The 24,644-nt window shown below is 49.6% G+C and carries 16 protein-coding genes; 10 read left to right on the forward strand and 6 right to left on the reverse strand.

The genetic code is table 11. The features are described 5' to 3' along the window. Nucleotides 1-164 precede the first annotated feature (164 nt). Together NATSA_RS06710 and NATSA_RS06715 are read left to right on the forward strand one after the other, a co-directional pair. Nucleotides 165-503, forward strand: a complete 339-nt coding sequence (locus NATSA_RS06710; protein WP_272491753.1) for an HU family DNA-binding protein — start codon at nucleotides 165-167, stop codon at nucleotides 501-503. A 120-nt stretch (nucleotides 504-623) separates the two neighbouring features. Beyond that, a complete protein-coding gene (locus NATSA_RS06715; RefSeq protein WP_210511244.1) occupies nucleotides 624-1,364 on the forward strand; it encodes a tetratricopeptide repeat protein in 741 nt (246 codons plus the stop codon). A gap of 238 nt (nucleotides 1,365-1,602) precedes the next feature. On the opposite strand, the gene NATSA_RS06720 is transcribed toward NATSA_RS06715, so the two are convergent. Further along, on the reverse strand, nucleotides 1,603-2,250 hold the full coding sequence (locus NATSA_RS06720; protein WP_210511245.1) for a hypothetical protein: 648 nt from the start codon (nucleotides 2,248-2,250) through the stop codon (nucleotides 1,603-1,605). A gap of 51 nt (nucleotides 2,251-2,301) precedes the next feature. Between NATSA_RS06720 and NATSA_RS06725 the strand changes: the two genes are divergently transcribed. From NATSA_RS06725 to NATSA_RS06750, 6 genes are all read left to right on the forward strand, one after another. Next, nucleotides 2,302-3,909, forward strand: coding sequence for an NFACT RNA binding domain-containing protein (locus NATSA_RS06725; RefSeq protein ID WP_210511246.1), 1,608 nt, complete (start codon nucleotides 2,302-2,304; stop codon nucleotides 3,907-3,909). 121 nt (nucleotides 3,910-4,030) lie between these two features. Beyond that, a complete protein-coding gene (locus NATSA_RS06730; protein ID WP_210511247.1) occupies nucleotides 4,031-4,603 on the forward strand; it encodes a shikimate kinase in 573 nt (190 codons plus the stop codon). Beyond that, nucleotides 4,572-5,675: a 3-dehydroquinate synthase gene (gene aroB / locus NATSA_RS06735; RefSeq protein ID WP_210511248.1), complete on the forward strand. Its 1,104-nt coding sequence runs from the start codon at nucleotides 4,572-4,574 to the stop codon at nucleotides 5,673-5,675. The genes NATSA_RS06730 and aroB overlap by 32 nt, the downstream gene beginning before the upstream one ends. Before the next feature lie 19 nt (nucleotides 5,676-5,694). Then, complete coding sequence (locus NATSA_RS06740) at nucleotides 5,695-10,338, forward strand: translocation/assembly module TamB domain-containing protein (RefSeq protein ID WP_210511249.1); 4,644 nt, start codon at nucleotides 5,695-5,697, stop codon at nucleotides 10,336-10,338. A gap of 60 nt (nucleotides 10,339-10,398) precedes the next feature. Next, the gene (gene rnr / locus NATSA_RS06745) at nucleotides 10,399-12,597 is read left to right on the forward strand and encodes a ribonuclease R (protein ID WP_210511250.1); all 2,199 of its coding nucleotides are present in this window, start codon (nucleotides 10,399-10,401) and stop codon (nucleotides 12,595-12,597) included. 120 nt (nucleotides 12,598-12,717) lie between these two features. Continuing rightward, complete coding sequence (locus tag NATSA_RS06750) at nucleotides 12,718-16,059, forward strand: peptidase MA family metallohydrolase (RefSeq protein WP_210511251.1); 3,342 nt, start codon at nucleotides 12,718-12,720, stop codon at nucleotides 16,057-16,059. Nucleotides 16,060-16,144: 85 nt separating this feature from the next. Here NATSA_RS06750 and NATSA_RS06755 read toward each other — a convergent pair whose 3' ends face one another. From NATSA_RS06755 to NATSA_RS06770, 4 genes are all read right to left on the reverse strand, one after another. Continuing rightward, nucleotides 16,145-17,413 (reverse strand): type IX secretion system plug protein, encoded by a 1,269-nt coding sequence (locus tag NATSA_RS06755; RefSeq protein WP_210511252.1) that lies wholly within the window; start codon nucleotides 17,411-17,413, stop codon nucleotides 16,145-16,147. A 28-nt stretch (nucleotides 17,414-17,441) separates the two neighbouring features. Continuing rightward, nucleotides 17,442-18,305 carry a diaminopimelate epimerase gene (dapF, locus tag NATSA_RS06760; protein WP_210511253.1) on the reverse strand — a complete coding sequence of 288 codons (864 nt, stop codon included), beginning with the start codon at nucleotides 18,303-18,305 and terminating at the stop codon, nucleotides 17,442-17,444. A gap of 82 nt (nucleotides 18,306-18,387) precedes the next feature. Continuing rightward, the gene (locus NATSA_RS06765) at nucleotides 18,388-19,599 is read right to left on the reverse strand and encodes a DNA polymerase III subunit (RefSeq protein WP_210511254.1); all 1,212 of its coding nucleotides are present in this window, start codon (nucleotides 19,597-19,599) and stop codon (nucleotides 18,388-18,390) included. A gap of 52 nt (nucleotides 19,600-19,651) precedes the next feature. Then, nucleotides 19,652-20,320, reverse strand: coding sequence for a heme exporter protein CcmB (locus NATSA_RS06770; RefSeq protein ID WP_210511255.1), 669 nt, complete (start codon nucleotides 20,318-20,320; stop codon nucleotides 19,652-19,654). A 246-nt stretch (nucleotides 20,321-20,566) separates the two neighbouring features. On the opposite strand from NATSA_RS06770, the gene NATSA_RS06775 reads away from it, so the two are divergent. Both NATSA_RS06775 and folD read left to right on the forward strand, forming a co-directional pair. Continuing rightward, nucleotides 20,567-21,037 (forward strand): PTS sugar transporter subunit IIA, encoded by a 471-nt coding sequence (locus NATSA_RS06775; RefSeq protein ID WP_210511256.1) that lies wholly within the window; start codon nucleotides 20,567-20,569, stop codon nucleotides 21,035-21,037. A 43-nt stretch (nucleotides 21,038-21,080) separates the two neighbouring features. Then, nucleotides 21,081-21,977, forward strand: a complete 897-nt coding sequence (gene folD, locus NATSA_RS06780) for a bifunctional methylenetetrahydrofolate dehydrogenase/methenyltetrahydrofolate cyclohydrolase FolD (protein WP_210511257.1) — start codon at nucleotides 21,081-21,083, stop codon at nucleotides 21,975-21,977. 94 nt (nucleotides 21,978-22,071) lie between these two features. Here the strand turns inward: folD and NATSA_RS06785 are convergent, their stop codons facing one another. Then, the gene (locus NATSA_RS06785) at nucleotides 22,072-24,633 is read right to left on the reverse strand and encodes a cation:proton antiporter domain-containing protein (protein WP_210511258.1); all 2,562 of its coding nucleotides are present in this window, start codon (nucleotides 24,631-24,633) and stop codon (nucleotides 22,072-22,074) included. Nucleotides 24,634-24,644: the final 11 nt, after the last annotated feature.

Here is a 24,644-nt window from a genome sequence, read left to right on the forward strand (position 1 = left end):
GTTTTTCAGAGGGACTGCAGGTTAGCATGGACGGACAATGACAAAATTATAGGGCTTTTTCTTCACAGTTAAAAAGGTTGGGCCAGGGTTATCCAATTTTTTTTCAAAGATTTGTGCGGAACGGGAACCCTCATCCGCAAAATTTGTTACAATTATCGTAAGTCTTGCAACACGAGTTAATTACATTCCATATACCCAACCAAACAGACAAAGATATGACCAAGGCAGATATCGTCGAAGTAATTTCGGCCAACACGGGAATCACTAAAATCGAGACCGAAGCGGTAGTCAACGGTTTTCTTAATACGGTAATTGAATCAATGAAACGTGGCGAGAATATCGAGCTACGCGGTTTTGGCAGCTTCAAGGTGGTTAAGCGTGCCAAACGAATTGCCAGGAATCCGAAAACCAATGAAGAGGTAACTGTTCCTGAACAGCATGTTCCTGTCCTCAAAGTCTCCAGGGATTTCAAACAGGCCGTAAACAACAGCTTGAACAAATAGCGGCATCAGGCTTACGACAGTTACGTATTTTGGACATTTTCCCTTATCTTTTGCAGATGTCCGGTTTATGCTTGCAGCAGATGGCCGGGTTTTCGGGAATAATAAATACGCAGTCTGATCATGTTCAATCGCTGGTTCTTATTAAGTGTGGCCCTGGCAACTGCCGGGGGTTTGGCCTTTGTTATCTGGCTGGACTCCAGAGAGGCAGATTCCGGGTATGATGCTCCCGCCAGGGATACCGGACTTGCAGGTGCTTCCGGTTATGAAGAGGCACCGGCAAACCCCGAACTTGGCCAGGAGGATCAGGAGAGGGTAGCTTACGTTACCAGTGCACTGGACACTCTTGAATCGGAGAGAACACGGTTGCCCTATATGGGAGAGCTTATCCGAATTTACTCTGAAGCCGGAAAATATGACCGGGCTGCGGAATGGGCTCATCAGCGGGCTTCACTCACCGGTGAGTCTGATGACTGGAAAGAAGCCGGCACGTTTTTTCTTCAAAGCTCACGGGCTGCACAGGATGACGAAAAAGTAAAGCATCTTGCATCAAATGCCCGCACAATGTACCAAAATGCCCGTGAAAATGATCCCGATAATCCCGATATTCTGACAGATTTATCTGTGGTCTATATGACCCTGCTGGAACCCGAATCATCGTATCGTCTTCTGCAGAAGGCGCTGGATGATCATCCCGATCACATTCGTGCCAATTTTAATCTCGGGGTTCTGCTTCACCAGATGGGCGAAACCGATCAAAGTGTCGGTTTTCTCAACAGGTCACATGCTCTTGCAGAAGGATCAGAGTGGGAAGGCGTGGTTCAGGGTTATCTTGACCGGTATCATGACGAACTTTTTCATTAATCAGAAACAAAAAAGGAATACGTATGCCAAGCGGAAAAAAACGAAAACGCGCTAAGATCGCAAAGCACAAAAGAAAGAAGAGACTCAGAAAAAACCGTCACAAAAAGCGGTAGATAATACCCGGACGTTATTTCAATCAGGCAGGATTATCCGTGCAGTGAGGATAATCCTGCTTTTTTAATAACTGACTCTGAGACTAAAACCGCTTGTATCTTTCAGCTTAACAAAATTCCGGCGGTCAGGCGGCTTTCTCTACCGTTCTGGAAGCAATCCTGATGATTTTGCCTGTTCGCTGAAATATCAGCTGTATATTCTGCTCCAGATACGCATGAATGTCATTCAGTGATGAAAACTGATCTAGATGGTATTGCATGTAGGATATGAGGCTCATATCGGTGACATACCTTCCGTGAATATCACCTTCTATGTCGACATGCCAGCGGGTAATCAGGTTGCCGTCATTCAGAACTATTGATAACTCCTTGTTAATAAACTCCATCCATTGACTGGCCGCTTCAATCCGACGGTTCCCGACTGCAGAGTCCAGACGGTCATACAAAACCTGCTCGTCAATGTGCCAGATAGTTTCAACATCAATATAAGGGGAAACGTTGCTTTTCGTGAATGTATCCGTTTTCAGCAAAGGATGCTTCTCCATGCCGGGTAAGTTTTTCGCCAGATTGGCCTCGCGGAACTTGTCCCAGTCCAGATTCACAACTACACGCTTGACTGTCCGTGAGCTGTCTGATAAATCCATTCCTATCTCAAGTCCGGTCGCATTGATTTTCTCTTCATTCCATAACCGAAACTGGTCCACATGCACAGAACGACTGGCCAGACGGGTTTCAATCTGGTTGACAAGTGAACTGAAAATAGGATAATTCATATTTACGCCCTCTTTTAGGTTGAAAACGCTTCTACGCCTTTATAAATAACTATGAATAATTTTTATACACTTAATTCATTAGCTGCAGAACTAAGATACAAAATTTCGGACAAGGAAATTACCGAAGTTATTTCATTTCAGAAAGACCGTATCGATTTCTTTCTTTCGCCGGAAGAAACGGGCAAACTCTCTTTTGTCGCTTCTTCACCGGGTACTGCTCTTTTTCTGGATTCAAGAACCGGCAAACCCATGCGCAATGCCGCATCTTTTTTCCCGGAAATCAGCGGACTGACTGTCAAAACGATCGAAATGATGTCGGATGCCGACCGGCTGATATCTGTTTCATTCAAATCAGGCCCGTACCATCTGATTTTCAAACCATTCAGCAGCCGCCCCAATGTTTTTCTCGTCAAGGACGATATCATCATATCCTCGTTCAAAGATGATGCAGGCATGTCCGGAAAACCCGCACCAAAACCGCACCCTCCGGTATCTGAATCACAACCTGATGCTCTTAAACCGGCCCGGTCAGTCAAAGAAAAAATTATTACTGTTGACAAACGGTTTCCGCGCGGAATCATCACTGATGTGAGCGATGTGTTTCGCCTGGATGAATGCAGTGATGAACAGCTGATAAATCACATCCGGGATCTTCAGAAAAAACTTTACAGTCCCGGCCAGGTGTCCATTACCGCGGAAGGAAACATCAGCCTGCTGCCACCTTCATGCTTGTCGCATCCGCCGGAAAAAACATTTGACTCAGTCAATGATGCCGTCAGGGCACTTCATATCGCCCGAAACCGGGACTGGCGCCTGCTTCCACGGAAAAACGAGCTGGTGAAAAAACTCCGGAAACGGCTGCAAGGCCTGCAGAAACAGGAGGAACAATTCAGTAAAGAGCCGGAGCGGCGGAAAAAGGCGGATACGCTTGAGCATTACGGACATTTGCTGATGAGCAGGCCTGATGCCGCAGTACCGGCCTCCGAAGAAAAAATCACCATTGCTGACTGGGCGGATAACGGAAATGAAATCGATGTGGCGGTGATCCCCGGGATGACTCTGATCGATCAGGCGCAGCGGTATTATGACAAGGCTGCTTCCATCCGGAAAGAGATCGCCATGTCCGCAACAAAGAAGAAGCAGCTTGAAACACAAAAAAAAGAGATTTCCGACCGTCTCGAAGAACTTGAGCAGCTGGATCATCCGTCGGCTCTTGAAAAATGGCTCAAAAAAAACACGGACCGCCTTCAGCAGCTTGGACTCGCCGCGACTGGGAAGAAACAGGAAGCCCGGCCTTATCGCACTGTCCGGGCCGGCAATTACGAGGTTTGGATTGGCAAAAGCGCAAAAAGCAACGACGAAATGCTCAGAATGGCACACAAGGAGGACATATGGATGCATGTCCGCGGTGCGGCAGGGTCACATGTCATTGTACGCAATGGCGGGGATCAAGGCTGGCCGGATGAACGGACATTATTGCAGGCTGCCTCATTTGCAGCGGCCTACTCCCGGCAGTCCGGCTCATCCCTGGTACCCGTAATGATGGCAAAGCGCAAGCATGTCCGCAAGCCAAAGGGTGCACAGCCCGGAGCGGCAACCGTCACCAATGAACGTGTGGAGCTGGTTACACCGTCCAAACCGGAGATGGCCGGCTCCTGAATTTTGCGTATCTTACATTTTTATATAGTGCCCGTGACATAGCGAAAATCCGGATACACCTTTTCTTCATCTGACACGGTTTTGGTGATGATGTGATCTTAGTAATCAAATATTTTAACACATGAATTATCATCGTTTGATCGTGCTTACCGGGTTCATGGGTTCGGGAAAAAGTGCTCTTGGAAGCAAAGTTGCATCGAGGACCGGGGCGGCTTTCCGCGATCTTGATGACGAAATCGAAAAACTGGAAGGCAAAAAGATCCGTGACATCTTCCGTGAAGACGGGGAGGATTACTTCCGGCAGTTGGAAAGAACCTGCCTTAACCAGCTGCTCAGTGTCAAACCGCTTGTACTTGCACTGGGCGGCGGAGCATTCGCCCAGCCTGAAATCAGAAGCCGGATCACTGCCCATGACGGAGTAACTGTATTTCTTGATGTACCCGTGCAAACACTTTTTGAGCGGCTGAAAAGAAACACCAACAGACCGTTGCTGCTTGATGATGATGGTCAAATGCCGGATGATGACCGCCTGATGAAACGCATACGCGAACTCTTGGCACAAAGAGAACCGGTCTACCGGAAAGCTGACATTACCGTTACGGTGAAGCCCGGATGGACCCACGAACAAACAACCGAAGAAATCCTGAAACACCTGTCAGAATATGAAAGAACTGCCCGGTCTCAGCATCAATGACAAGCATCATTGCCGCTTTTTGCTTTTTGATAACCTCTCCGCACTTTGGGCTGAGGCAGGGGCTGAGCACGCCGCCGCAGCAGATTCACGTCCGCTCATAATTATTGACGAGAACGTGCGCAGGCTGCACGAAGACCTGATCAGCAAAACCTTTCCTGCCGGTTCGTCCCGCTGGTTCACGGTTCCATCCGGAGAATCATCGAAAAGCACCGAAAAGTGGGAAGAAATCATTGATTTCGCCTTTTCCGGACCGCTCAGGCGAAATACACCGCTTGTTGCCATCGGAGGCGGAGTGACTGGTGATCTTGCCGGATTCGCAGCCGCCTGTCTGATGAGAGGATTGCCGCTTTTTCATGTACCGACAACGCTGCTTTCCATGGTAGACAGCGCCATCGGGGGCAAAACCGGAATCAATCACGCTTTCGGGAAAAACACTATCGGCGCCTTTTACCACCCGCAGGCCGTACTTTTTGACACCCGGTTCCTGGAAACCCTTCCCCGGCGGGAATGGCTCTGCGGAATCAGCGAAATCCTTAAATACGGCTATATCAGCCGGCCGGAACTGCTTGGCGACGCTTCTGATCTCGCCGATCCCGGCACCCGAAGCACTGACCTGCTGGAACGTGTTGTCGAAAACTCAGTCCGGATCAAATCCGGTATTGTAGCCGGTGATGCCAGGGAGGCAGGCAGGCGTGCCTGGCTCAACTTCGGGCATACGTTCGCCCATGCTCTGGAAACACTGGATAACTATCGCAATACCAATCACGGTGAAGCCGTATATGTCGGTATGATTGCTGCACTTTTCGTATCCAGACTTTTCAATCCGGATAAAAAATCCGAATTATCCGATCAGCCCCTGCTGACTTTGAAAAATATTTACAATCTGGACCTGTCAGATTACACCACGGAAAGCGGCAGACTCGTTACCCTGATGAGCCACGACAAGAAAAACCGGGATCACAGCATACGACTTGTTCTTCTGGACGGATCCGGTCAGCCCGACGTGAAAGCGGTGGACGACCCCGTTATCCTGAGGGATGCCTGGCAGTATACATTTGATGTTTTAAAATAAATCCCGATAAACTGAAAGATTGATCTACCGCATACTCCATATCGCCTGGAAAATTTTCTGGAGCAGTATACTGGTCCTTGCGGCTACAATTATGCTGTTCGCAGGAATGATTTTCCTGCTGCTTCAGACGGATCCGGTAAAAGGGTATCTCGCGGACCGCGTTGAAACCTGGTTTAACGATAACTACAAAGGAACCGTAACTGTCGGAGAAATTGGCGGCATTCTGCCGATACACGCCGAGCTTCACGACGTCGCACTCAAATATGATGAGGAAAAGGTCGCTTCTTTTGAACGGTTGAAAATCAGTGTCGATCTGATCGCACTGCTCAGAAACCATCTAACCGTCAATGACATCGACCTGTCACACCCCGATGTCATATTCCAAAAAGACGAAACAGGCATTTACACTCTTGCCCGTGCGCTGGAGCGCCATGCGGATGAAGATCCGGATGTCCCTGACCCCGAAACTATCCACAGACGCACCTTCCGGACCATTGATATCTACGCCCCGTTTCTGCGGGTCAGCGATGGCAGCGTAACTGTAAGAGACTGGCCCGATGAGCAGACAGCCGGATATCTCAACGAACCCTTCCACGTGCAGGACATAAGTATGGAAATGTTTCTCGAGATTTCTGAAGATCAGCGCTATCTCGACATCAGCCGTATTTCCATGCTCCTGGACGATCTGGGGCAGAAAGAGCTCACATTTTCGGGCCAGATTTACAATGACAGCCGCTTCCTTGAGTTTAATGCGATAAATATCGGACTTGGCGAATCTTTTGTACGATGGGAAAGCGACCTGTCAGGTATCGACCTGCTCGCCGGAAATATCGCCGGGCAGTTTAAACAGGCACCAGTTTCAGGAAGAATCCACAACTCATTTTTCTCAGCAGATGAACTCGGGCTTTTCTATCAGGATCTGCCGGAAAACTTTACCGGAGCGCGGTTTGGTGCCGGTTTTGAAGGTGACTCTGATATAATCCGGTTCGATGACGCCTTTGCGGATATCGGCACAAGCCACCTCCGCTTCAGCGGCACGCTGGATAATGCAAGGCAGCCGGAGATTCTTGCATACAACATCGAACTGGAAGAAATGACAGTGGGTGACCAGGAGCTGTATCTCATTTACCCGCAGGCCCGCGACTGGCCGGTTTCCGATTTGTCTGCAATTTCGGCCGGCGGAACGGTTGCCGGAACCCGGGACACGCTCGAAACCGATATGCAGCTACGCCTGCCGGAAGGTGAGGTGTCTCTTGCCGGCGGCATGCTGCTCAAACACCCGTATCCCATAGAGATGACAGCCTCAGGAAAGGAAATCAACCTCGCTTCATTAAAAGGCCTGGAAAGCCACCCATCCAAGTTGAATGCGGAAATTCTCCTCGCTTCCGGCAACACACGGGACGAAAAGCCTGAGTTCCTTGTCAATCTGGATATCTTTGACTCCCGGTATGATCACATCAGTATTCCGGACTTTCATCTGGACGTTACCTATTCCGGCCGGATTGCCGCTCATGAGTTCGCCTACTATCAGGAGGATGCATTTATCAGCGGAGAGGGGCAGGCGGACTTCACCGGTGACCGTCCCCATGTCATGCTACAGGGGCGTTCTGAAGGTTTGAATCTCCGTGATATAACCGACCGGGTAAACCTGCCGGAATCCAGCTGGAATATGTCTTATGATATCAACTGGCATGGATTGAATCCCGACAATGCCTTCGGCAGAATGGTCTTCGATATCATGCCTTCCAGCGTTAACGGCAGTGATTTGAGAGCCCACCAGCTTTATTTCGATCTAAACCACCCTGATAGTGACAAGCGCTCGCTCAGACTGACCAGCAGCGTATTGGACCTCTTGCTGGAAGGGGATCTAACCTTTTCTTCCGTCGGTAGCATAGTCAATCACTGGCACGATTATTTCGCCACCAGCATCCGCAGAGAATTTCTTTTCGAAGAGTTTGAAGAACCCGGTACCACGGAAGCAGACAAGATCTTTCCGGACGAACATCTCGAAGCTAGCGTTTTCCTGGAATTCAAGGACCTGGAGCTCCTGCAGTCCTACATCCCGGATATTCCGCTGATTTCCTCCCGCGGTTCACTTAATATGGATGTCAGCGCGGGAAGCGACAGTCTTGACCTTCAGGCGCGGTGGCAGGATGAACAGACCGACTGGAACGAACTCTCTCTCACCCGAAGTGATATCATCCTGAACGGATCATTCAGCCACAAACAACAGCTCCGGGAAAAAATGAACCTGGATGTCAACTTCCGGCTGGACCAGCTTGTCTACCAGGATCAAAAAATGGACACTCTTTACTGGGATCTTGACTTCCGGGATGACAAGTTCACCAGCAGAACCAGAATTGAAAGCTTTTTTGATGAAGTCCGCTTTTCATCGTATGTCTCCGGTTCTATAACAGATGACCTGGTACATCTCGGTATTGATGAATTCATCATCGGAAATGACCGGTATCTCTGGCAGGCCGAAAATCATCCGGTTATTACACTGGACAATAAGGGAAAACTGAAAGTGGACCAGTTCAGTCTGGCCAGCGGCAGTGACCGTGTCTTCATTGACGGAGTTTTCAGCAGCTCGGAGGAAGATTCCGTGATTTACCAGTTTGATGGTGTCAATCTTGACCGGATTTCCAGAATGATTGACGGCAGAATAGACTTTCAGGGTGAACTGAACGGAGACTTTGTCACCAAAGACCTGTTAAATAATCCGATTTTTCAGGGCAGGCTAAATGCCGACAGGCTTGCCTTTGGCGGCAGAATCATTGGAGATGCCGAACTCACAAGTACCTTTAATGCCTCCGAAGATCGGTTTGACACCAGGCTTACTGTGCTGACAGACGAGGAGAAATACAGTGATTATATTGAGCAGAATAACGGTGTGCGGCAGAATCTGACCGCAGAGGGATGGTTCAGGGCACCGGGTGACAACCGCACCGCTGATTCACTATACTATTTTGATGTCAATGCCGAAGAGATTGATGCCTGGTTTCTGATCTATTTCATGGACAGCATTTTTGAATCTGTTGAAGGAAGCGGTAAAGGTACCGGATACATAACAGGTGATTTTGACCATATTGACTTCAGCGGTGATTTCGAAGTCAACGAAGTTGTGCTTAAACCCGTTTTCTTTGAAACGGAATACGTCGCCCGCGGACCTGTCAGTATGACTCGCAGCGAGGGGGTTACATTCCATGATCTCGACGTCAGAGATCGTGCCAGGGGTACCGGAGTGCTTTCAGGAAAATATGACTTCAATGATTTCGAACCTGAGAAGTTCATGGATATCACCCTGGAGATGGACAATCTCATATTCCTGAACAATTCTGACGGTCCCGATGTGCCATTTTTCGGCAGCGTGGCGGGTACAGGAAAGGTGAACATCAGCGGCAGCAACGTGTCCCCGTATGTCCGGACGATCGATCCCATACACACGACATCCCCGTCCCGCCTGGCCATCCCCCTGGTTGATCAGGGACTTGATGAAGATCAGGGGCGGTTCATCCGGTTTGTCAACGATTTTTCTGAATATGACCTCAGCCGCAGACTGTCTGACGACCCTGCCGTGCTTCGGCAGATTGACCGCTCCTTTATGGAAGTATTCCGGCTGGACCTGCAGTTTGTAGCCGGTGATAATTCTACCGTACAGCTTATTTTCGATCCGGTAACCGGTGAAATTGTAAATGCACAGGGCAGTGGACGAATCCGGATCAGCCTTGAAGATGAAAGCCTGGAAATCTTCGGGAATTTCAACATCGATGACGGGGATTACCTGTTTGTCGGCGGAGACATTCTGACCCGCCGGTTCACACTCCGGGAAGGAGGGACCATCCGCTGGGACGGTGATCCTTCCAATGCTCTGCTTGATATTACCGCCGTTTATCGTTCCAGGGCCAATATTGCGCCTCTGATGGGAGGAGGCCCTGAGGAAACGAACCGTATCCCCGTTGAACTGCTGCTCGAAATTACCGGTCCGATTGACAACATCGAAAACGACTTCTATTTCGACTTCCCCAATGCCATAGATGCTACTCAAAATGCCGCCGTACTTAACGTTCTTAACAGTGAAGAGCAAAAACTGCTTCAGGCTACAAGCCTGTTGTTCACCGGGGGGTTTATCTCCGGTGCTCTCGTCGGTGACACGCAGACACAGGAGCTCGGCACCACGCTTCAGGCACGCGCCGGCCAGGTCGGATTAAGTCAGCTGCTGTCCACCCAGATTAATACACTTCTTAGTGATAATATGCTCAATCTGGATGTGGATCTGAACCTTCTGGGCTTCGACCAGGCTGATCTCGGTATCGCCCTCAGACTGTTTGATGACCGGCTTGTACTGCGCAGGGAAGGTGAGGTTGGCGGAGAAGAAACCAATATCGGAGACCTGGGTGCAACTTACCGTATTAATCCTAATCTTTCGGTTGAAGTGTTCCACCGGAAAGACCCCATGCTGATGTCTATCCTCGGAACCCAGGCTGATGTGGAAAACGTCAACGGTGTGGGTCTGGAGGCACAATACAGCTTTAACTCATGGCGTGATTTCGGGAACAGGATATGGAGAAATGTCACAACCGTCTTTGGCTTGTTCGGCAGCAGTGATGATGAGGAGGATGAAGAAGAACTTGAACCCGGAGTGGCTGCAACCGAGCCGTAAACAAACCGGATGCCGGGCCGGATTACAAATTGAGAATGAACAAAAATTGCATTAATACAAATGAAGAAGAAAAAAGTACGTCTTGAGGACCTAATACTTGAAATCCTTGAAAGATATCCGGAAAGCTGGGTTGAAGAAGGAACCCTTATGGGAGCGTTCAAACTGCCCCGGAAAAAAGGTTTTCAGCGGTTCCAGAATGCCCTTGAAAAGCTTGCATCTAAAAATCAGATTGTCCGTAAAAACGGCAGCGTAAAACGCAACACCAGTGGAAAATCGCCCGGAACAGTTGAAGGCATCTACTCAGAAACCCGCCATGGCAGCGGTTACGTAAAGGTTGAAGGATTGGAGAGAGACATACGGATACCCTCAAAGCATACCCATACGGCCCTGGATAAAGACCGCGTCAGGGTAGCCGTACAGAACAAATCCCGTAGCGACCGGACCGAGGGCAAGGTTGTGGAGGTGCTCGAACGCGGAAAATCATTTTTTGTCGGCACGTTTCAGAAAGAAAGCAAAAATACCTACCTCATTATTCCGGATGAAAAATCGGCCAGCACAGAGTTTTTTGTCCATCCCGACAACACAAACGGGGCTAAGCATAATGACAAGGTCACATTCCGGCTTGTGGACTGGCTGCACCCGAGGTCGCTGCCGGAAGCAGAGGTGCTCGAAGTCCTTGGGAAAAAAGGCACAAACAATGCTGCCATCCTGTCGATTCTGGCTGAAAATGAGCTGAAAGCTGCCTTTCCCCGTGCCGTTGAAGAACAGGCCGAAAGTGTGGCAACCGAAATCCCTGCGAAAGAGTACCGGCGCAGAAAGGATATTCGAGAGATGGAGGTGTTTACAATCGATCCGGCAGATGCCAAAGATTTCGACGATGCACTCAGCATTCAGATTCTGGATAACGGCAATTTTTATCTTGGTGTGCATATCGCCGATGTCAGTTACTACGTACAGCAGGGAACCGCGCTCGATGATGAAGCAAAAGACAGGGGAACAAGTGTATATCTGGTGGACCGTGTTATTCCCATGCTTCCCGAAAGCCTCAGCAACGGTGTGTGCAGCCTGCGTCCAAATGAAGATAAACTGTCTCACAGCTGCTTTATGGAAGTAGCACCGGACGGCAATGTAGTCAATTACGAAATAGAGGAAACGGTTATTAATTCCTCACAACGGTTTGTATACGAAGAGGTCCAGGAAATCATCGACGGAAAAGAACACAAGCACGCCGAGTCTGTCCGCATTCTTGCAAAAATGACATCCATGCTTACAGACAAGCGCTTCAGGGAAGGTTCCATCGATCTGGATACCCCGGAGCCGCGCTTCCGGCTTGATGATGCAGGAAAACCTCTCGGTGTTTTTGTGAAGGACCGGCTGCAGGCCCACCGGCTTGTCGAGGAATGTATGTTATTGGCTAACAAAACCGTATCCCGCCACATCTCAAAACTTCGTGAGCAGAACAAAAGCCGGAGAAAGCAGAATGAGACCTCCGGTAAAAGTGATACTTACGGAAAGCAGAACTATCCGTTTCTGTATCGCGTCCACGACCGGCCCGACCCGGAAAAGCTGAAGAATATAGCCGAAAACGTTCGGCCGCTTGGTATTGAGTTCCCGGTTAAGGACGGAAAAATATCGGCATCCAAAATCAACAGTCTTATCCGCGATGCCAATGAAACAAAACTAAAATACGCCATCAATGAACTCATCCTCAGGTCAATGGCAAAAGCGGTATACAGTCCCAAGAATATCGGACACTATGGACTCGGTTTTAAGGAGTATACGCACTTTACGAGCCCCATCCGGCGTTATCCTGATCTGATAGTCCACAGACTTTTGAAACAATACGAAGCCGGTGTTCCCGCTTACAGTTTCAACGAACTGATTGCCCTGGGCGATCACTGCAGTGAAAAAGAACGGGATGCCGTAACTGCTGAAAGAGACTCTATTAAACTCAAACAGGTGGAGTACATGTCGGCTCACATCGGCGAGACGTTTGATGGAGTCATCAGCGGGGTCAGTGACAAGGGCCTGTTTGTGATTCTGAATGAAAGCTACTGCGAAGGAATGATTGCCATCCGCGATCTGGATGATGATTATTATGTATATGATCAGTCGCTTCACCAGCTCCGTGGCAGAAGCCGCGGCAATGTATTCCGCCTTGGAGACGACATCACTGTAACCGTTGCCCGTACAGATATCGACCAGCGCCAAATCGATTTTCTGCCTGAAAGAAAAAAAACTGATCAGAAAAAAAGTTAATTTTCACAGGCACATAATTCACGGGACATTCAGACGTAAATCATATACATTCAGGAACTTTTTATATGCTGATTCGGATATATAAGATTGTCCACCTAACACACGTACCTCCGGTTTATCATGCTTACAAATTCTACTGCCTCCAATGAAGGTAGCTTCTTTTTCGTTGCAGCTGCCCGGTTGTCCATCATGCTTCTTGCCGGAATCCTGGCCGGATCCGCACTGATTTCCGAAACCCATGCCCAGTATTTCGGATTCGGAAAAAACCGGGTTCAATATTCCCAGTTCGACTGGCGATTCATACAGTCAGACCATTTCGATGTCTACTATTATGACTCAAAAAACTACTACCTTGCGGAATTTACCGCAAAAAGCCTTGAAGCTGCCTACGCTCAGCTCTCCAGTGATTTCCGGCATCAGCTGAATGACCGGATTGCCGTGATTATCTATGACTCCCACACCGACTTCAGTCAGACAAACGTGGTTCCGCTCCCCGTTGACGCTCAAGGCATCGGTGGTGTTACCGACAAGATCAAAAACCGTATAACCATTCCTTTCATGGGACACTACGGGGATTACCGGCAGGTGCTGCACCACGAGCTGGTACATGCCATGTTCAACGACAAATTTTACGGAGGCACCATCCAGTCCATCATCCAGAACAACATTCAGCTGCGGATTCCGCTCTGGTTCGAAGAGGGACTGGCCGAATATGTTTCGCTTGGCTGGGATACCGATACCGACATGTTCATAAGGGATGCCGTCATGAACAACAATATGCCCCCGATACCCATGATGAGGGGTTTCATGGCTTACCGGGGCGGTCAGGCTTTCTGGAACTTTATCGTTGAAGAGTACGGCAGAGAAAAAATCGGTGAAATACTTCACAGGGTGCGGCAAACCCGCAGTGTTGAATCTGGGTTGCGCCAGTCGCTGGGGATCAGCATGTCGGATCTGAACGATCGTTTCCACGACTGGCTGAGGAAAATGTATTTCCCGGAAATTGCCGTGCGTGAAGATTTGCGTGATATCGGCCGGCTTATGACCGACGGCAACTTCCGACGTGCCTACAATACAAGCCCCGCTGTTTCTCCGAACGGAGACCGCATTGCCATGATATCCAACGCCAGGGGCTATTTCGACGTTGTTGTGCTCAATGCCCGTGACGGAAGCAAGATCAAAACGCTCATAAAGGGAGAAGACAACGTAGATTTTGAAGAGTTGAATATCCTCCGGCCGAACCTCAGCTGGTCGCCTGACGGACGTAAAATAACCCTTTCTACCCGTTCAGGCGGTTCTGTGGATCTGGCCATCGTTGATTACCAGACCGGTGATGTGCAGAAAATCCTGTTTCCGCAACTGGATGATATCGGATCCGTTTCCTGGTCGCCTGACGGCAAGAAAATCGCCTTCCAGGGCAACAACGGACCGTTGACCAATATCTATGTTTACGACCTCGAAGAGGATGACTTTTTCAGTGCCACAAATGATGTCTTCAGTGACTGGGGCCCGTCCTGGTCGCCGGACTCCGAGTACCTTCTGTTCGCATCCGACCGCGGTTCTCACACGAGGGTCAATACGTTTCGTTCAAACTACAATGTGCTGCTTAACCCAAACATCGGACAAAGTGATATTTACCGTCTGAGAATTGGTTCCAGCAGAGCTGAAAGGCTTACCAGCACGCCAAACTGGAATGAGTCCCGTCCCATAATGACCCGTGAAGGCCGGCTTCTTTACATATCCGATCAGAACGGTATTCCCAATGTGTACGAAATGGATCTGGAGACCCGCGCCAGTTATCCGCTGACTGACCTCATTACAGGAGTCATGCAGATGTCTGTCAGCGCAGACGGTCGCCTGCTGGCCATCAACTCCTACAACAGAGGCTTTGTACATATTTTCACAATTGAGAATCCGATGGACAGAAGAAAGGATGAGCCGCTTGAAAACAACAACTGGGCAGAACGCAGACTCCAGGAGTCTAAGCAGGAGCGCGTGCCTGCTGTAGGCCTGGCATTCAATATGTTTCAGGATGACTGGGAGCGAATGAGAACCGCTGAGTTTATCGATCAGACTTCGGCTATCGTTGATCTGGTTCAGCGCAGGCAGGAAGAAGCCGTCCCGGACCAGGAGGTTTCAGGCGATCTTGCAGATATGCTGCCTCCGGATGATGCCGACGACCCCGATGCGGAACCGGCAGCACCTGATACAGAAGAGCCGGAAGAAGATGAGGATGAGGATGTTGTCGATTTCCGGAATTATGTGTTCGGCGATGATGTTGACGATTTTATCCGTATCAGTCATGTCGAAGAAAGAGAAAGTGAGCGTCAGACCATAACCGAAGACGGCCGTTTTATCCCGCGGCGCTACCGGCTGGACTTTTCACCTGACATTTCCTACGGAGCCGGAGGAGTATCAACCTTTTACGGCACCTATGCCATGGCCGCCTTCTCATTCTCCGACCTGCTGGGTGACCATCGCATCGAACTGATTACCAACCTGCAGTTCGACCTTCGCAACAGCGATTATCAGATCAGTTACGGTTATTTTGCCAACCGTACCAACTATATTGCGAATTATTTCCACACAGCCAGAAATTTCCGGGTTCTTGTTCAGGATCAGCAAACCGGAGCCCTGGATACCGAACAGGTCCGGTTCCGCTATTATGGCGGCGGTATCCGTATGCAGTATCCTCTCAACAAGTTTACACGGATTGATTACGGAATCAACATGATCAACATTTCCCGCGACTTCAGCCGGATGAGTGGTGCGGTCCGCGACAGTGAGGATACCTACTTCTTTAACCCGGAAGTTACCTTTACCAGAGACCTGACCCGTCCGGGCTTTCTTTCGCCTCTGTCCGGCTATCGGTATGCTCTGAGTGTAAGCGGAAGCCCCCCGATTGCCTCCGATGTCATTGGTTTTGCTTCCGTTCTCGGTGATTTCCGCAGGTACTTCCATCTCGGTAGCGGCTATGTGTTTGCTTTCCGGGGTTCGGGTGCCGCCTCATTCGGGCCTGACTCCCAGAATTTCTACATGGGCGGCATGCAGAACTGGATCAACTTTCGCTGGGCTGAAGGCGGATTGCAGACCGATCGCCTGGAGGATGTTTTCTTCACACTTCCGGCCCTGCCAATGCGCGGACATTTCTTCAACTCCGCTCTTGGAAACCGGTTCGGATTGTTTAATGCCGAGTTCCGTTTTCCGCTCATAGCAGCCATGCTTCCGGGTCCCATCCCGATAATACCCCTTTATAACATTCAGGGTGCGGCATTTGTCGATGTCGGTGCGGCCTGGGACGGATCGACGCGTGATGCGGCACTTGCTGGCGCCGGATTCGGACTGCGGACCATACTTCTGGGATTGCCGTTCCGATATGACATTGCATGGCCCTATGATATGGAGTCAGGTGACGGTTTTGGCAGGAGAGTGCATTACTTCAGTATCGGACTTGACTTCTGATCAATCCATGACCCGTCTTTGATCCGTTGGCTAATTAGTCTGTGATCCACCGCTGATCGGTGATCTGACCAGATGGTTTTCCGGCTTACCGGCTGGCACCGGTCTGAATATTCAGCAGTCGGTCTGCCTGATAGCGCGGATCCCGGAAATAGATAAGGGATGTGTACTCCTGCTCGGTTGAGGCAAAGCTGTCATCAAGACGCAAATCATCGATGCGGCCGTCCTCAACCACCGCATATTTGTAGTCATAACGTCCCTCTTTCATGACAGCTCTGCCAACCCATGAATCGGTTGACTCCCGGTACTCCATCCTGTTTTCTTCGTTAATCGTCCAGTTGTTGAACGGACCATATACATAAACAGGAAGGTCGGTCTTTTCTCTGTCCGGTATTTCCAGCTCAAAGCGCACATCCACATAACGGGCACGTTCATCATCTCTTGGAAAACCATGGGGTGACGGGGTCCGGCGCGGCGGGTTCACATCCAGATTGACGACATCCCGGAACAAAACGACACGAGGGGGGACGGTTTCCGTCCGGATCTCGACTGCTTCCGGCCTGGGCGAATCGTACCTCCTCAAGTCCAGCGGCCGAAACTCATAAGTGCCGACAAAAGCCTCGCGGCGCGACAAATAAGTGCGGTATACACCCGATTCCGACATATCCTCCTGATCAGCTTCTCTCGCACGGCCCCAGAACCTGTTCTGTACAAAAAACAGGCGCAGATCCGACGTCGGAAGCTGAACGATGTCGGGGTAACGATATCTGACAAACGGCTGATGATGCACACGATAGCGGTCATCAAGTCCGAAAAGCTCTTCATAGCTGAATCTGGTGCTTCCCGCATCTTCATGGACAAAAAACGGTACAGAAAACAAAACATCAGAGCTTTCGTAATCGCGTATTTCCAGCAGATAGTTGCCGCTCATGGTGACACGCATATTTTCATTGGGAAACCGGTACCTGTAATGCACGTAGTCCGGGTCCTGCACGCCGCTGGGGCTGCCCCTGGTAATGATATCCTCCCGGTATCCGCTCAGGTAAAAATCCCTCATTACAGCACTGGAACTCCAGTCGGCATCCCGGTGGCGCACCCGCACGCGAAACATCCGGCTGCTCTCATCAATCTCGTCAAATCTAAGGGTAATGAACTCATCGGTTCCCAGTTCTATTGCGGGAATAGCCGTCTTACGCGACCCGCGGTACACCTGGATACTTTTGATATTGTCCGGTGGAAGCACCTGCCCCTCAACCATGGGCGAGTTTTTAATCCCGGTCGAATCAGAATCCGACGCACCCATGTCCTGAATCTGATCGAATGAGCAGGAGACCGCAAACAGGGAGATAAAAAACAAAAAACTGAGAGATCGCAGAAACTGCAGGTTACATCTCAATTTCCCCGCTAAATACCGAAACAGCCGGACCATGTAATTGTATGTTTGAATATGTACGATGTGAATCCTTTTGGTTGGCCCGGAATGTTACTTCAAGTGGTCCTCCGGGTGAATCCAGCTGGATATGATGATCGGTAATGCCGCTTTCTGGTTTCTCTCCTTCAAATGGCGGACCATCGTGGCCATGTTTCAGATAATCCCAGCTGATGGCTGTGGCAATGGCCCCCGTGCCGCAAGCCAGGGTAATATCTTCGACACCACGTTCGTAGGTAACCAGTTTCAGATGATTCTGATTGATCGGGGAAGCAAAATTGACATTGGTACCGTTGGGGAACAGGTCGTTACGATTGCGGAGTTGCCGCCCCGCAGCCCGCAGAGATTCTTCTGAACTTTGACTGAACTCCTGGTCTATGGCAACGATATGTTCGGTTCCCGGCTTAAGTTCACACCATGTTATATCATCAATTACTTTCACAGCAGGCCTGGGTGAGACAGGAAAGTGAATAGAAATATAGGCATCATGGACTTCCGCGCGGTAAGTATTGTCACCCATCCGGAAGGTCAGCTTTTCATGGAAACCCAGTCTGCTGGCATATCGGGCCAGACAACGGGCACCGTTGCCGCACATACCCGCAAGAGATCCGTCCGCATTGTAATAATGCATGCTGAAATCCGAGTCGTCGGAATCGCCAAGCAGAAGTACACCGTCGGCCCCTATACCGGTTCTCCGGTGACACAATGCAGGTGTTTTTTTCCTGATGTCGTTCAGCGGCATTTCTGTGGTGCGGGCATCAATGACTACAAAATCATTGCCGGCACCATGCATTTTTTCAAACTTTATTGTACGTGACATAAATCGTTTTTTCTGTTAAGAATATCCGGGCCGTCCGGCAAGATCAATTTGTCCTGCCATCACTGATACTGCAGGACCGGCATCACGGCTCACTGACAGCAGGCATATGCTTCCAGGCCTGACCGGATGGCACCGGCGCCCCGGCACCGCGCATCCACGCCGCATATCGGTTTGCAATGACCGTAAACAGCAGCCGGGGTTGCACATTCTGATTCAGCAGGGAATGTGCTTCCTGCAAGGTTTCAATCATGTTGTCGATTTTGGCATCTGTCAGCCTGGTGCAGAAGTTGCTAATCACATCAAGTTTGTCCGAATTGGTAATCAGTGATTCATCGGCACCTGCTGAATAAAGAGCAATGTCTCTTAGAAACATTTCGATCATATTTATAATGGCAATGTGACCCTCTTTGTTGTAATTGCTTTGCCATTGTGTGCTCAAGTCAAGTATTCCGGCAACATCAACAGTGTAGGACATGCGCAGGAAGCGGATGATCTCCTCGCGGTTCTCCTGAAGGGTTTTTGTATCATAAAAACGGGTAAAACTGTAATTGCCTCCCGAAATGCGGGATAAAAACCGGGCATCACTTTCCGGATAGCCGTCAAACCGTCGCAGTCCTTCATAAATCTGTTCTGAATCAAGCGGCTGGCAGGGAAGATGCTGGCATCGGGATATCACAGTCGGCAGCAGGGAGTTGATATTATCCGTGGTAAGCAGAAAGGTTACATCTTTGCCAGGCTCTTCAAGCATTTTCAAAAAGGAGTTGCTTACCTCTTTGCGCATTTTCTCGACATTGGTAATAATCACGACGTTTTTTCTGCCTTCGCTCGCACGAAGATAAGCCGCCCGCCTGACTTCGCTGTTGAAGTATTCTACCGAGTAAAACGCTCTTCTGTTTTTGGCATCTTCCTGTCCGGTCAGGGACGGTCGTACGGAAAAGTCGATGATTTCATAGGGATCCTCTGCAAGCAACTCCAGCCTGGCCCGCAACTCATCCCTTCCCGCATTGCCGGGCATGGGTATAAAAACATGAATGTCAGGATGAAAAAACCATGAACGCCGGTGTGACTTACTGTCGGATGCCGGCATGCCAAGATTTTGTATTCCATTTATTGCTTCTGCAAATGCCAGGGCCAGGGGCTTTTTCCCGGAGCCCGGCTGACCGCTGATCAGATAGGCATGGCTGATACGGTCTTCTGCTGCAATCCGCCACATCTGCTCCCGGAGCCGTTCCTGACCAATCAGACGATTGCCGCCTATGATTTCTTTTACACCAGTTTCGTTGCCGTCAGACATGTTTGGTTCCTTTTACTTCGGATTTAACTATTATAACGATTAATCATGCCCGTCAGTCTTCCCACAGATTGTCAAATAACATAAATGATGCCGTAAAAGTGACTCCTGTAAAACCGATCAGAGCTGCCAGATCATTAAGATAGGCATCATCCGGCATTCTGGTAAATACAAACTGGGTAATCCGGACCAGAATAAGCATCAATGGAATAAGAAGGGGTAATGACAGTACCGGGAAGACCGCTCCTTTTCGTGATGCCTGTGATACCAGGGCGGCAAGCATCGTAGTGACACCCGCCAGCCCGGTAGAGCCCAGCAGTATAACAACAACCAGCAGCCAGGGTCTGACCACCTCCATGCCAAGCATAATCAGAAAAAGCAGCATGGTGGTTACGGCAATCAAAAGGGTGAAAATCACATTGTAAAGAAGTTTACCCGACAATACAGACAGCGCCGGCGCATTGAGCCGGAGCAGATCCAGCGTGCCGCGCTCGCTTTCACTCACAAAAACACGTGACAGGGTTGTTAGAGATGCAAAAAGCACAATGATCCAGATAAGTCCGCTTTGTATTTCAGCAGACAGCTGGTCGGCCCGAAGTGAAAACAGGACGATCAGCATGGTTGAAGCAATAAACGCCAGCACGGAACTTACACCGAACCGGGATCGCCACTCCAGACGAAAGTCCTTCATGAAAACGGCAACAAACTGATTTTTGAAGGGCATGGGTTATCAATAAATGAATAAGCTTTTAAACTAAGATACTGAACGTTCTTATTCCACCCTTCAGAGAAGGAAAAACCCGAACAATATTGTATATTTGCAGGTCGTGATACCTATATTGATTTCAGCAAAATACAACATACCGCAAAATATACCGGAAACAGATCATTCGCCGATTCTCTTGTGAGATAAGAATTATGATCAGTATATTTGGAAAGTTTTTTTACAGGTAGTAAACAGGGCGTTTTCATGAAAATCAGCGATCTTTTAGACGAGTCAAATGTTATTCCCGGTTTGTCGGCCCGGACCAAGAACGAGGCGATTGACAAACTTGTAGATACCCTTTCGGACAAGCTTGACGGGGAGACCATCAAGTCCGTGCGCAAAGCCGTTTTGGAACGAGAAAATATTATGTCAACCGGCGTAGGCAAGGGACTGGCCATTCCTCACGGAAAATCAAAGCAGCTCAGTCAGACATACGCAGCATTCGGAAAGCTGGAAGAGCCGGTCGAGTACAATGCCATCGACGGAGAACCCGTACATATTCTCTTCCTGCTTGTCGGACCGGAATCACAAAACAGCGTCCACATCAAAATGCTCAGCCGCATTTCCCGGTTGCTCAACAGTTCGGCTTTCAGGGAAAAACTTGTGGCCAGCAATGATGTCAATACAATCATCGACCTGTTCAGGTCAGAAGAAGAGCACTTCGTAAGAATCTGACGCTGTTGTGCCTGCGCCTTAACACTTAGGTCAAACGTATTTCATGGCAAAAAACATCATCGACGGAAAAAAAGTAGCATCCATTCTCAGACAGCAAGTCCGCGAAGATGTGCAGGAATGGGTAGGAAGAGGCAACCGGTCACCGATGCTCCAGGCCATCCTGATTGGTGACGATCCGGCCTCACGAACCTATGTGGCCGCAAAAACTCGCGCCTGCAAGGAAGTGGGAATCGAATCGGAAACATCAGTCTTTCCCGACACGATTTCCATCAGAGAACTCAAGGAAGCCATAAGATCATATAACAAGGATGACAGTATTGACGGTATTCTGCTGCAGCTGCCGCTTCCCTCGCATTTGCATCCCTCACAAATTATTGAAACCATCGACCACAGAAAGGATGTAGACGGATTTCATCCCATGAACGTCGGCAGGCTTGCTGTCGGACAACCAACCTTCCGCTCCTGCACCCCGGCGGGTATACTTGAGCTGTTCCGGTATTACAGTGTCATGACCAAAGGAAAAAGGGCAGTGGTAGTAGGGGCCAGCAATATCGTCGGCTCCCCCATGGCAATCATGCTGTCCCGGGAGAATGATTCCGGAAAGGCAACCACAACGATTTGCCATAAATACACACGCGATCTTACCCAGCACACCATCCAGGCCGATATCCTTGTAGTTGCCGTCGGCTCTCCGGGCATGATTACCGGACAAATGGTGAAGGAAGGTGTCGTCGTGGTTGATGTCGGAATTAACCGCGTTTCTGACTCCACAACGGAGAAGGGCTACCGCCTTGTCGGTGATTGCGATTTCGAGACCGTCTCCGAAAAAGCAAGTCTCATCACCCCTGTTCCGGGCGGTGTCGGCCCGATGACAGTGGCTATGCTGATGAAAAACACGCTGCTTGCTGCAAAGAAATCCATCTATCCGAAAGAGGACTGACCAGTAGTTTCAGCAGTTGTACGCCACCGGTTATCTTCCGCCTGCTGTTTTGAAAACCGTACTTAAAACCGGAACCGGGAAATAAGCCCCGGGACTATTCACCGTTTTTTCCTTCCTCTTCTTCGGTAATATTTTCTCCGTTTGGCGGTAATATGGTCAGCCTGGCCGACAGCGTTTTTCTTATATCGTCGATGTTTTTAGCCTTTGCCAGCAGGTTTCTTGTCTTCTTGTCACCCACAATTCTGGCCAGCCGGTTCAAAATAAGCAGATTGCGCTGCATACTCATGTGGGTCGGGCTGAGAAGGATGAACATTACCTTCACCGGTTCGCCGTATTTTTTTACATGAAATCCTTTTTCATTAATTGCCAGCAATAGCCGGGGCCGGTCAACGAAATGAGTGCTCAAGTGCTGAAGCATCATGCCGGGCAGATCTCCGGGCAAATTGTCAGGATCAATGCTTTTAAGCTGGTGTGCAATTTGAGATGCAACATCAGATCGGTCCGGGAATAACCCCTTTACCAGATTTTCTATGGCAGAAGCATGGTTTGAATCGGCATCAGTAGCAATGTAAATCTGATTTGAAGTCATATCCGGTGTCAAAGGTGACTCATCCAGCCGGAGTATAGCCGTCGGATTGCTGTGATCCTCCACCTCGGCAGGATAGACAATAATCAGATTCTGCGGAGTCACCTTGCGGATGATCTGCCCGGGCAGGCGCTCAAAACTGGGCTGCCAGGCAATCGTCCCCCTCCGGGAACTGAACAAAATTACAAGATCGCTGTCAGCGTCATAAATATTGCTTATATCGTTGTATACATTATTCCAGTTCGAAACCAGCTTGTACTCGGCCTTTAGCTCCGGCTCCTGATTTTCAATAAACGGTTTCAGAATGGACTGGTTGCTCTCCATGCTCAGGACAACTACTTTTGTGCCAAGCTGATTTATAAGCTTTTTGACTGTCTGAAAACTGTTGCCGAATCCCGGTTCATACTGTGCCATTGGCGGTAATACAAGAATCGTCCGCTCGCAGGTGTTGATGGGCTGTTCGATCTTTGAAACGAGAATGGTTTCATCAGACTGATCCATCAGCTGATCCAGAACCGATCCGAAAATCCTTTGCCGTGCCGTGATAACTCCGTTCCAGCCTATCACGATGTCCGAAATTCGCAACTCCTTGGTAGCTCTGACAATGCCAGAGGCAATATTATAATCGACCCTTGTTACGGGAATAACCGGCACATCGGCGGCAGCAGCATGGACGACAGCATGACTCAGCAGCTTCTCTCCGGATGCAACATCGGCCTCGACACTCCGGGTCTCTCTGGCTACGGTAAGCGGGAAAATGGGCTCTGTGCTCTTGTTTCCGCGGATCATAATGGCAATGTCCATCAGAGCTTCGGATGTATCCGGGTTGGACAGTGGCACCAGGATACGCTCTGGTGCATCTGAAACACTAAAAGAGGCCTTTTCTTCCTGAAGAACCAGCCGGCGGCCGTACAGATCAACCAGATAAGGGCCGACAAAGCAGCTGCTCATGATCAGAAGCACAACCGCATTTACGGCCATTTCATCGAAAAGTCCCAGATCAAATCCGATAAGCGTCACAGCAAGGGTCGCAGCAGCCTGCGGACTTGTAAGTCCCATCATGATCCATCCTTCTTCACTGGAAAACCGGAAATACAGCTGAACTGCTTTCGCAGCGGCATATTTTCCGATCATAACCAGCAGGAAGAAAAGTAACGCGATGAGCCAGACTTCGATTGATACAAGAACCCGGAAATCAACAAGCATTCCGACCGAAATCAGGAAAAACGGTATGAACAGCGCATTCCCGACAAATTGCACGCGGCTCATCAGAGTGCTGTTTTCGGGCACCAGACGGTTCATGGTAAGTCCGGCAAGAAAGGCTCCGATAATGGCGGCAAGTCCGACCAGCTGTGCAAAATAGGCCGTAACAAACAAAACGGTGAGCAGAAAAACATACTCAATATTTGTCTGATCGCGTACATTGCGAAAAAACCAGCGGCCCAGCCTGGGTAGGGTAAAGACCACCACAACCAGGTACAACGTAACAAACCCGAGAAAGGTCAGCCAGAACGAAGCATCAAGTTCTCCGTGCATCGTAGCAGCTACGATGGCAAGTATGGTCAGTGACAACGCATCGGTGACAATGGTCGCACCAAGGCTCATGGTTACAGCGGTGTTTTTGCCGATACCGAGCCTGTTTGCAATAGGATAGGCAAGCAGGGTGTGGGAACCCACAATAGCACCCAGCAGCAACGCGCTTTTTGTGGAATAGTCCAGAAGAGCCGGCGCCAGCAGCATGCTGCCGGCAAGAGGCAGGCCGAAGGAGATGATACCGAATGACAGGCTTCGCTCCCGGAATTTGCTGAATTTTTCCAGGTCGATCGAAATGCCGGCAATAAACATCAGATACAAAAGCCCCACCGTGCCGAGCAGAATGATCGTATCGTCCCGCTCCAGCAGGCCGAGAGCTCCCTGACCTACAAGAGCACCGGCAAAAATCAAACCTACAATCGCCGGGACGCGAAGCTTGTCAGCGACGATCGGTACCGTCAGAATAATCACCATTACCAGTGCAAAAATCAGAACGGGATCACTGAAAGGCAGGTCAAGAAAATCAAGGAAACTCATTGAATCGTGTA

It is taken from the genome of Natronogracilivirga saccharolytica (assembly GCF_017921895.1).
GTDB lineage: Bacteria > Bacteroidota > Rhodothermia > Balneolales > Natronogracilivirgulaceae > Natronogracilivirga > Natronogracilivirga saccharolytica.

Excerpts from the sequence above, each read along its gene's own strand:
- NATSA_RS06715 (WP_210511244.1), top strand. The coding sequence starts at position 624 with ATGTTCAATCGCTGGTTCTTATTAAGTGTGGCCCTGGCAACTGCCGGG.
- NATSA_RS06720 (WP_210511245.1), bottom strand. The coding sequence starts at position 2,250 with ATGAATTATCCTATTTTCAGTTCACTTGTCAACCAGATTGAAACCCGT.
- NATSA_RS06725 (WP_210511246.1), top strand. The coding sequence starts at position 2,302 with ATGAATAATTTTTATACACTTAATTCATTAGCTGCAGAACTAAGATAC.
- NATSA_RS06730 (WP_210511247.1), top strand. The coding sequence starts at position 4,031 with ATGAATTATCATCGTTTGATCGTGCTTACCGGGTTCATGGGTTCGGGA.
- aroB (WP_210511248.1), top strand. The coding sequence starts at position 4,572 with ATGAAAGAACTGCCCGGTCTCAGCATCAATGACAAGCATCATTGCCGC.
- rnr (WP_210511250.1), top strand. The coding sequence starts at position 10,399 with ATGAAGAAGAAAAAAGTACGTCTTGAGGACCTAATACTTGAAATCCTT.
- NATSA_RS06750 (WP_210511251.1), top strand. The coding sequence starts at position 12,718 with ATGCTTACAAATTCTACTGCCTCCAATGAAGGTAGCTTCTTTTTCGTT.
- dapF (WP_210511253.1), bottom strand. The coding sequence starts at position 18,305 with ATGTCACGTACAATAAAGTTTGAAAAAATGCATGGTGCCGGCAATGAT.
- NATSA_RS06765 (WP_210511254.1), bottom strand. The coding sequence starts at position 19,599 with ATGTCTGACGGCAACGAAACTGGTGTAAAAGAAATCATAGGCGGCAAT.
- NATSA_RS06770 (WP_210511255.1), bottom strand. The coding sequence starts at position 20,320 with ATGCCCTTCAAAAATCAGTTTGTTGCCGTTTTCATGAAGGACTTTCGT.
- NATSA_RS06775 (WP_210511256.1), top strand. The coding sequence starts at position 20,567 with ATGAAAATCAGCGATCTTTTAGACGAGTCAAATGTTATTCCCGGTTTG.
- folD (WP_210511257.1), top strand. The coding sequence starts at position 21,081 with ATGGCAAAAAACATCATCGACGGAAAAAAAGTAGCATCCATTCTCAGA.
- NATSA_RS06785 (WP_210511258.1), bottom strand. The coding sequence starts at position 24,633 with ATGAGTTTCCTTGATTTTCTTGACCTGCCTTTCAGTGATCCCGTTCTG.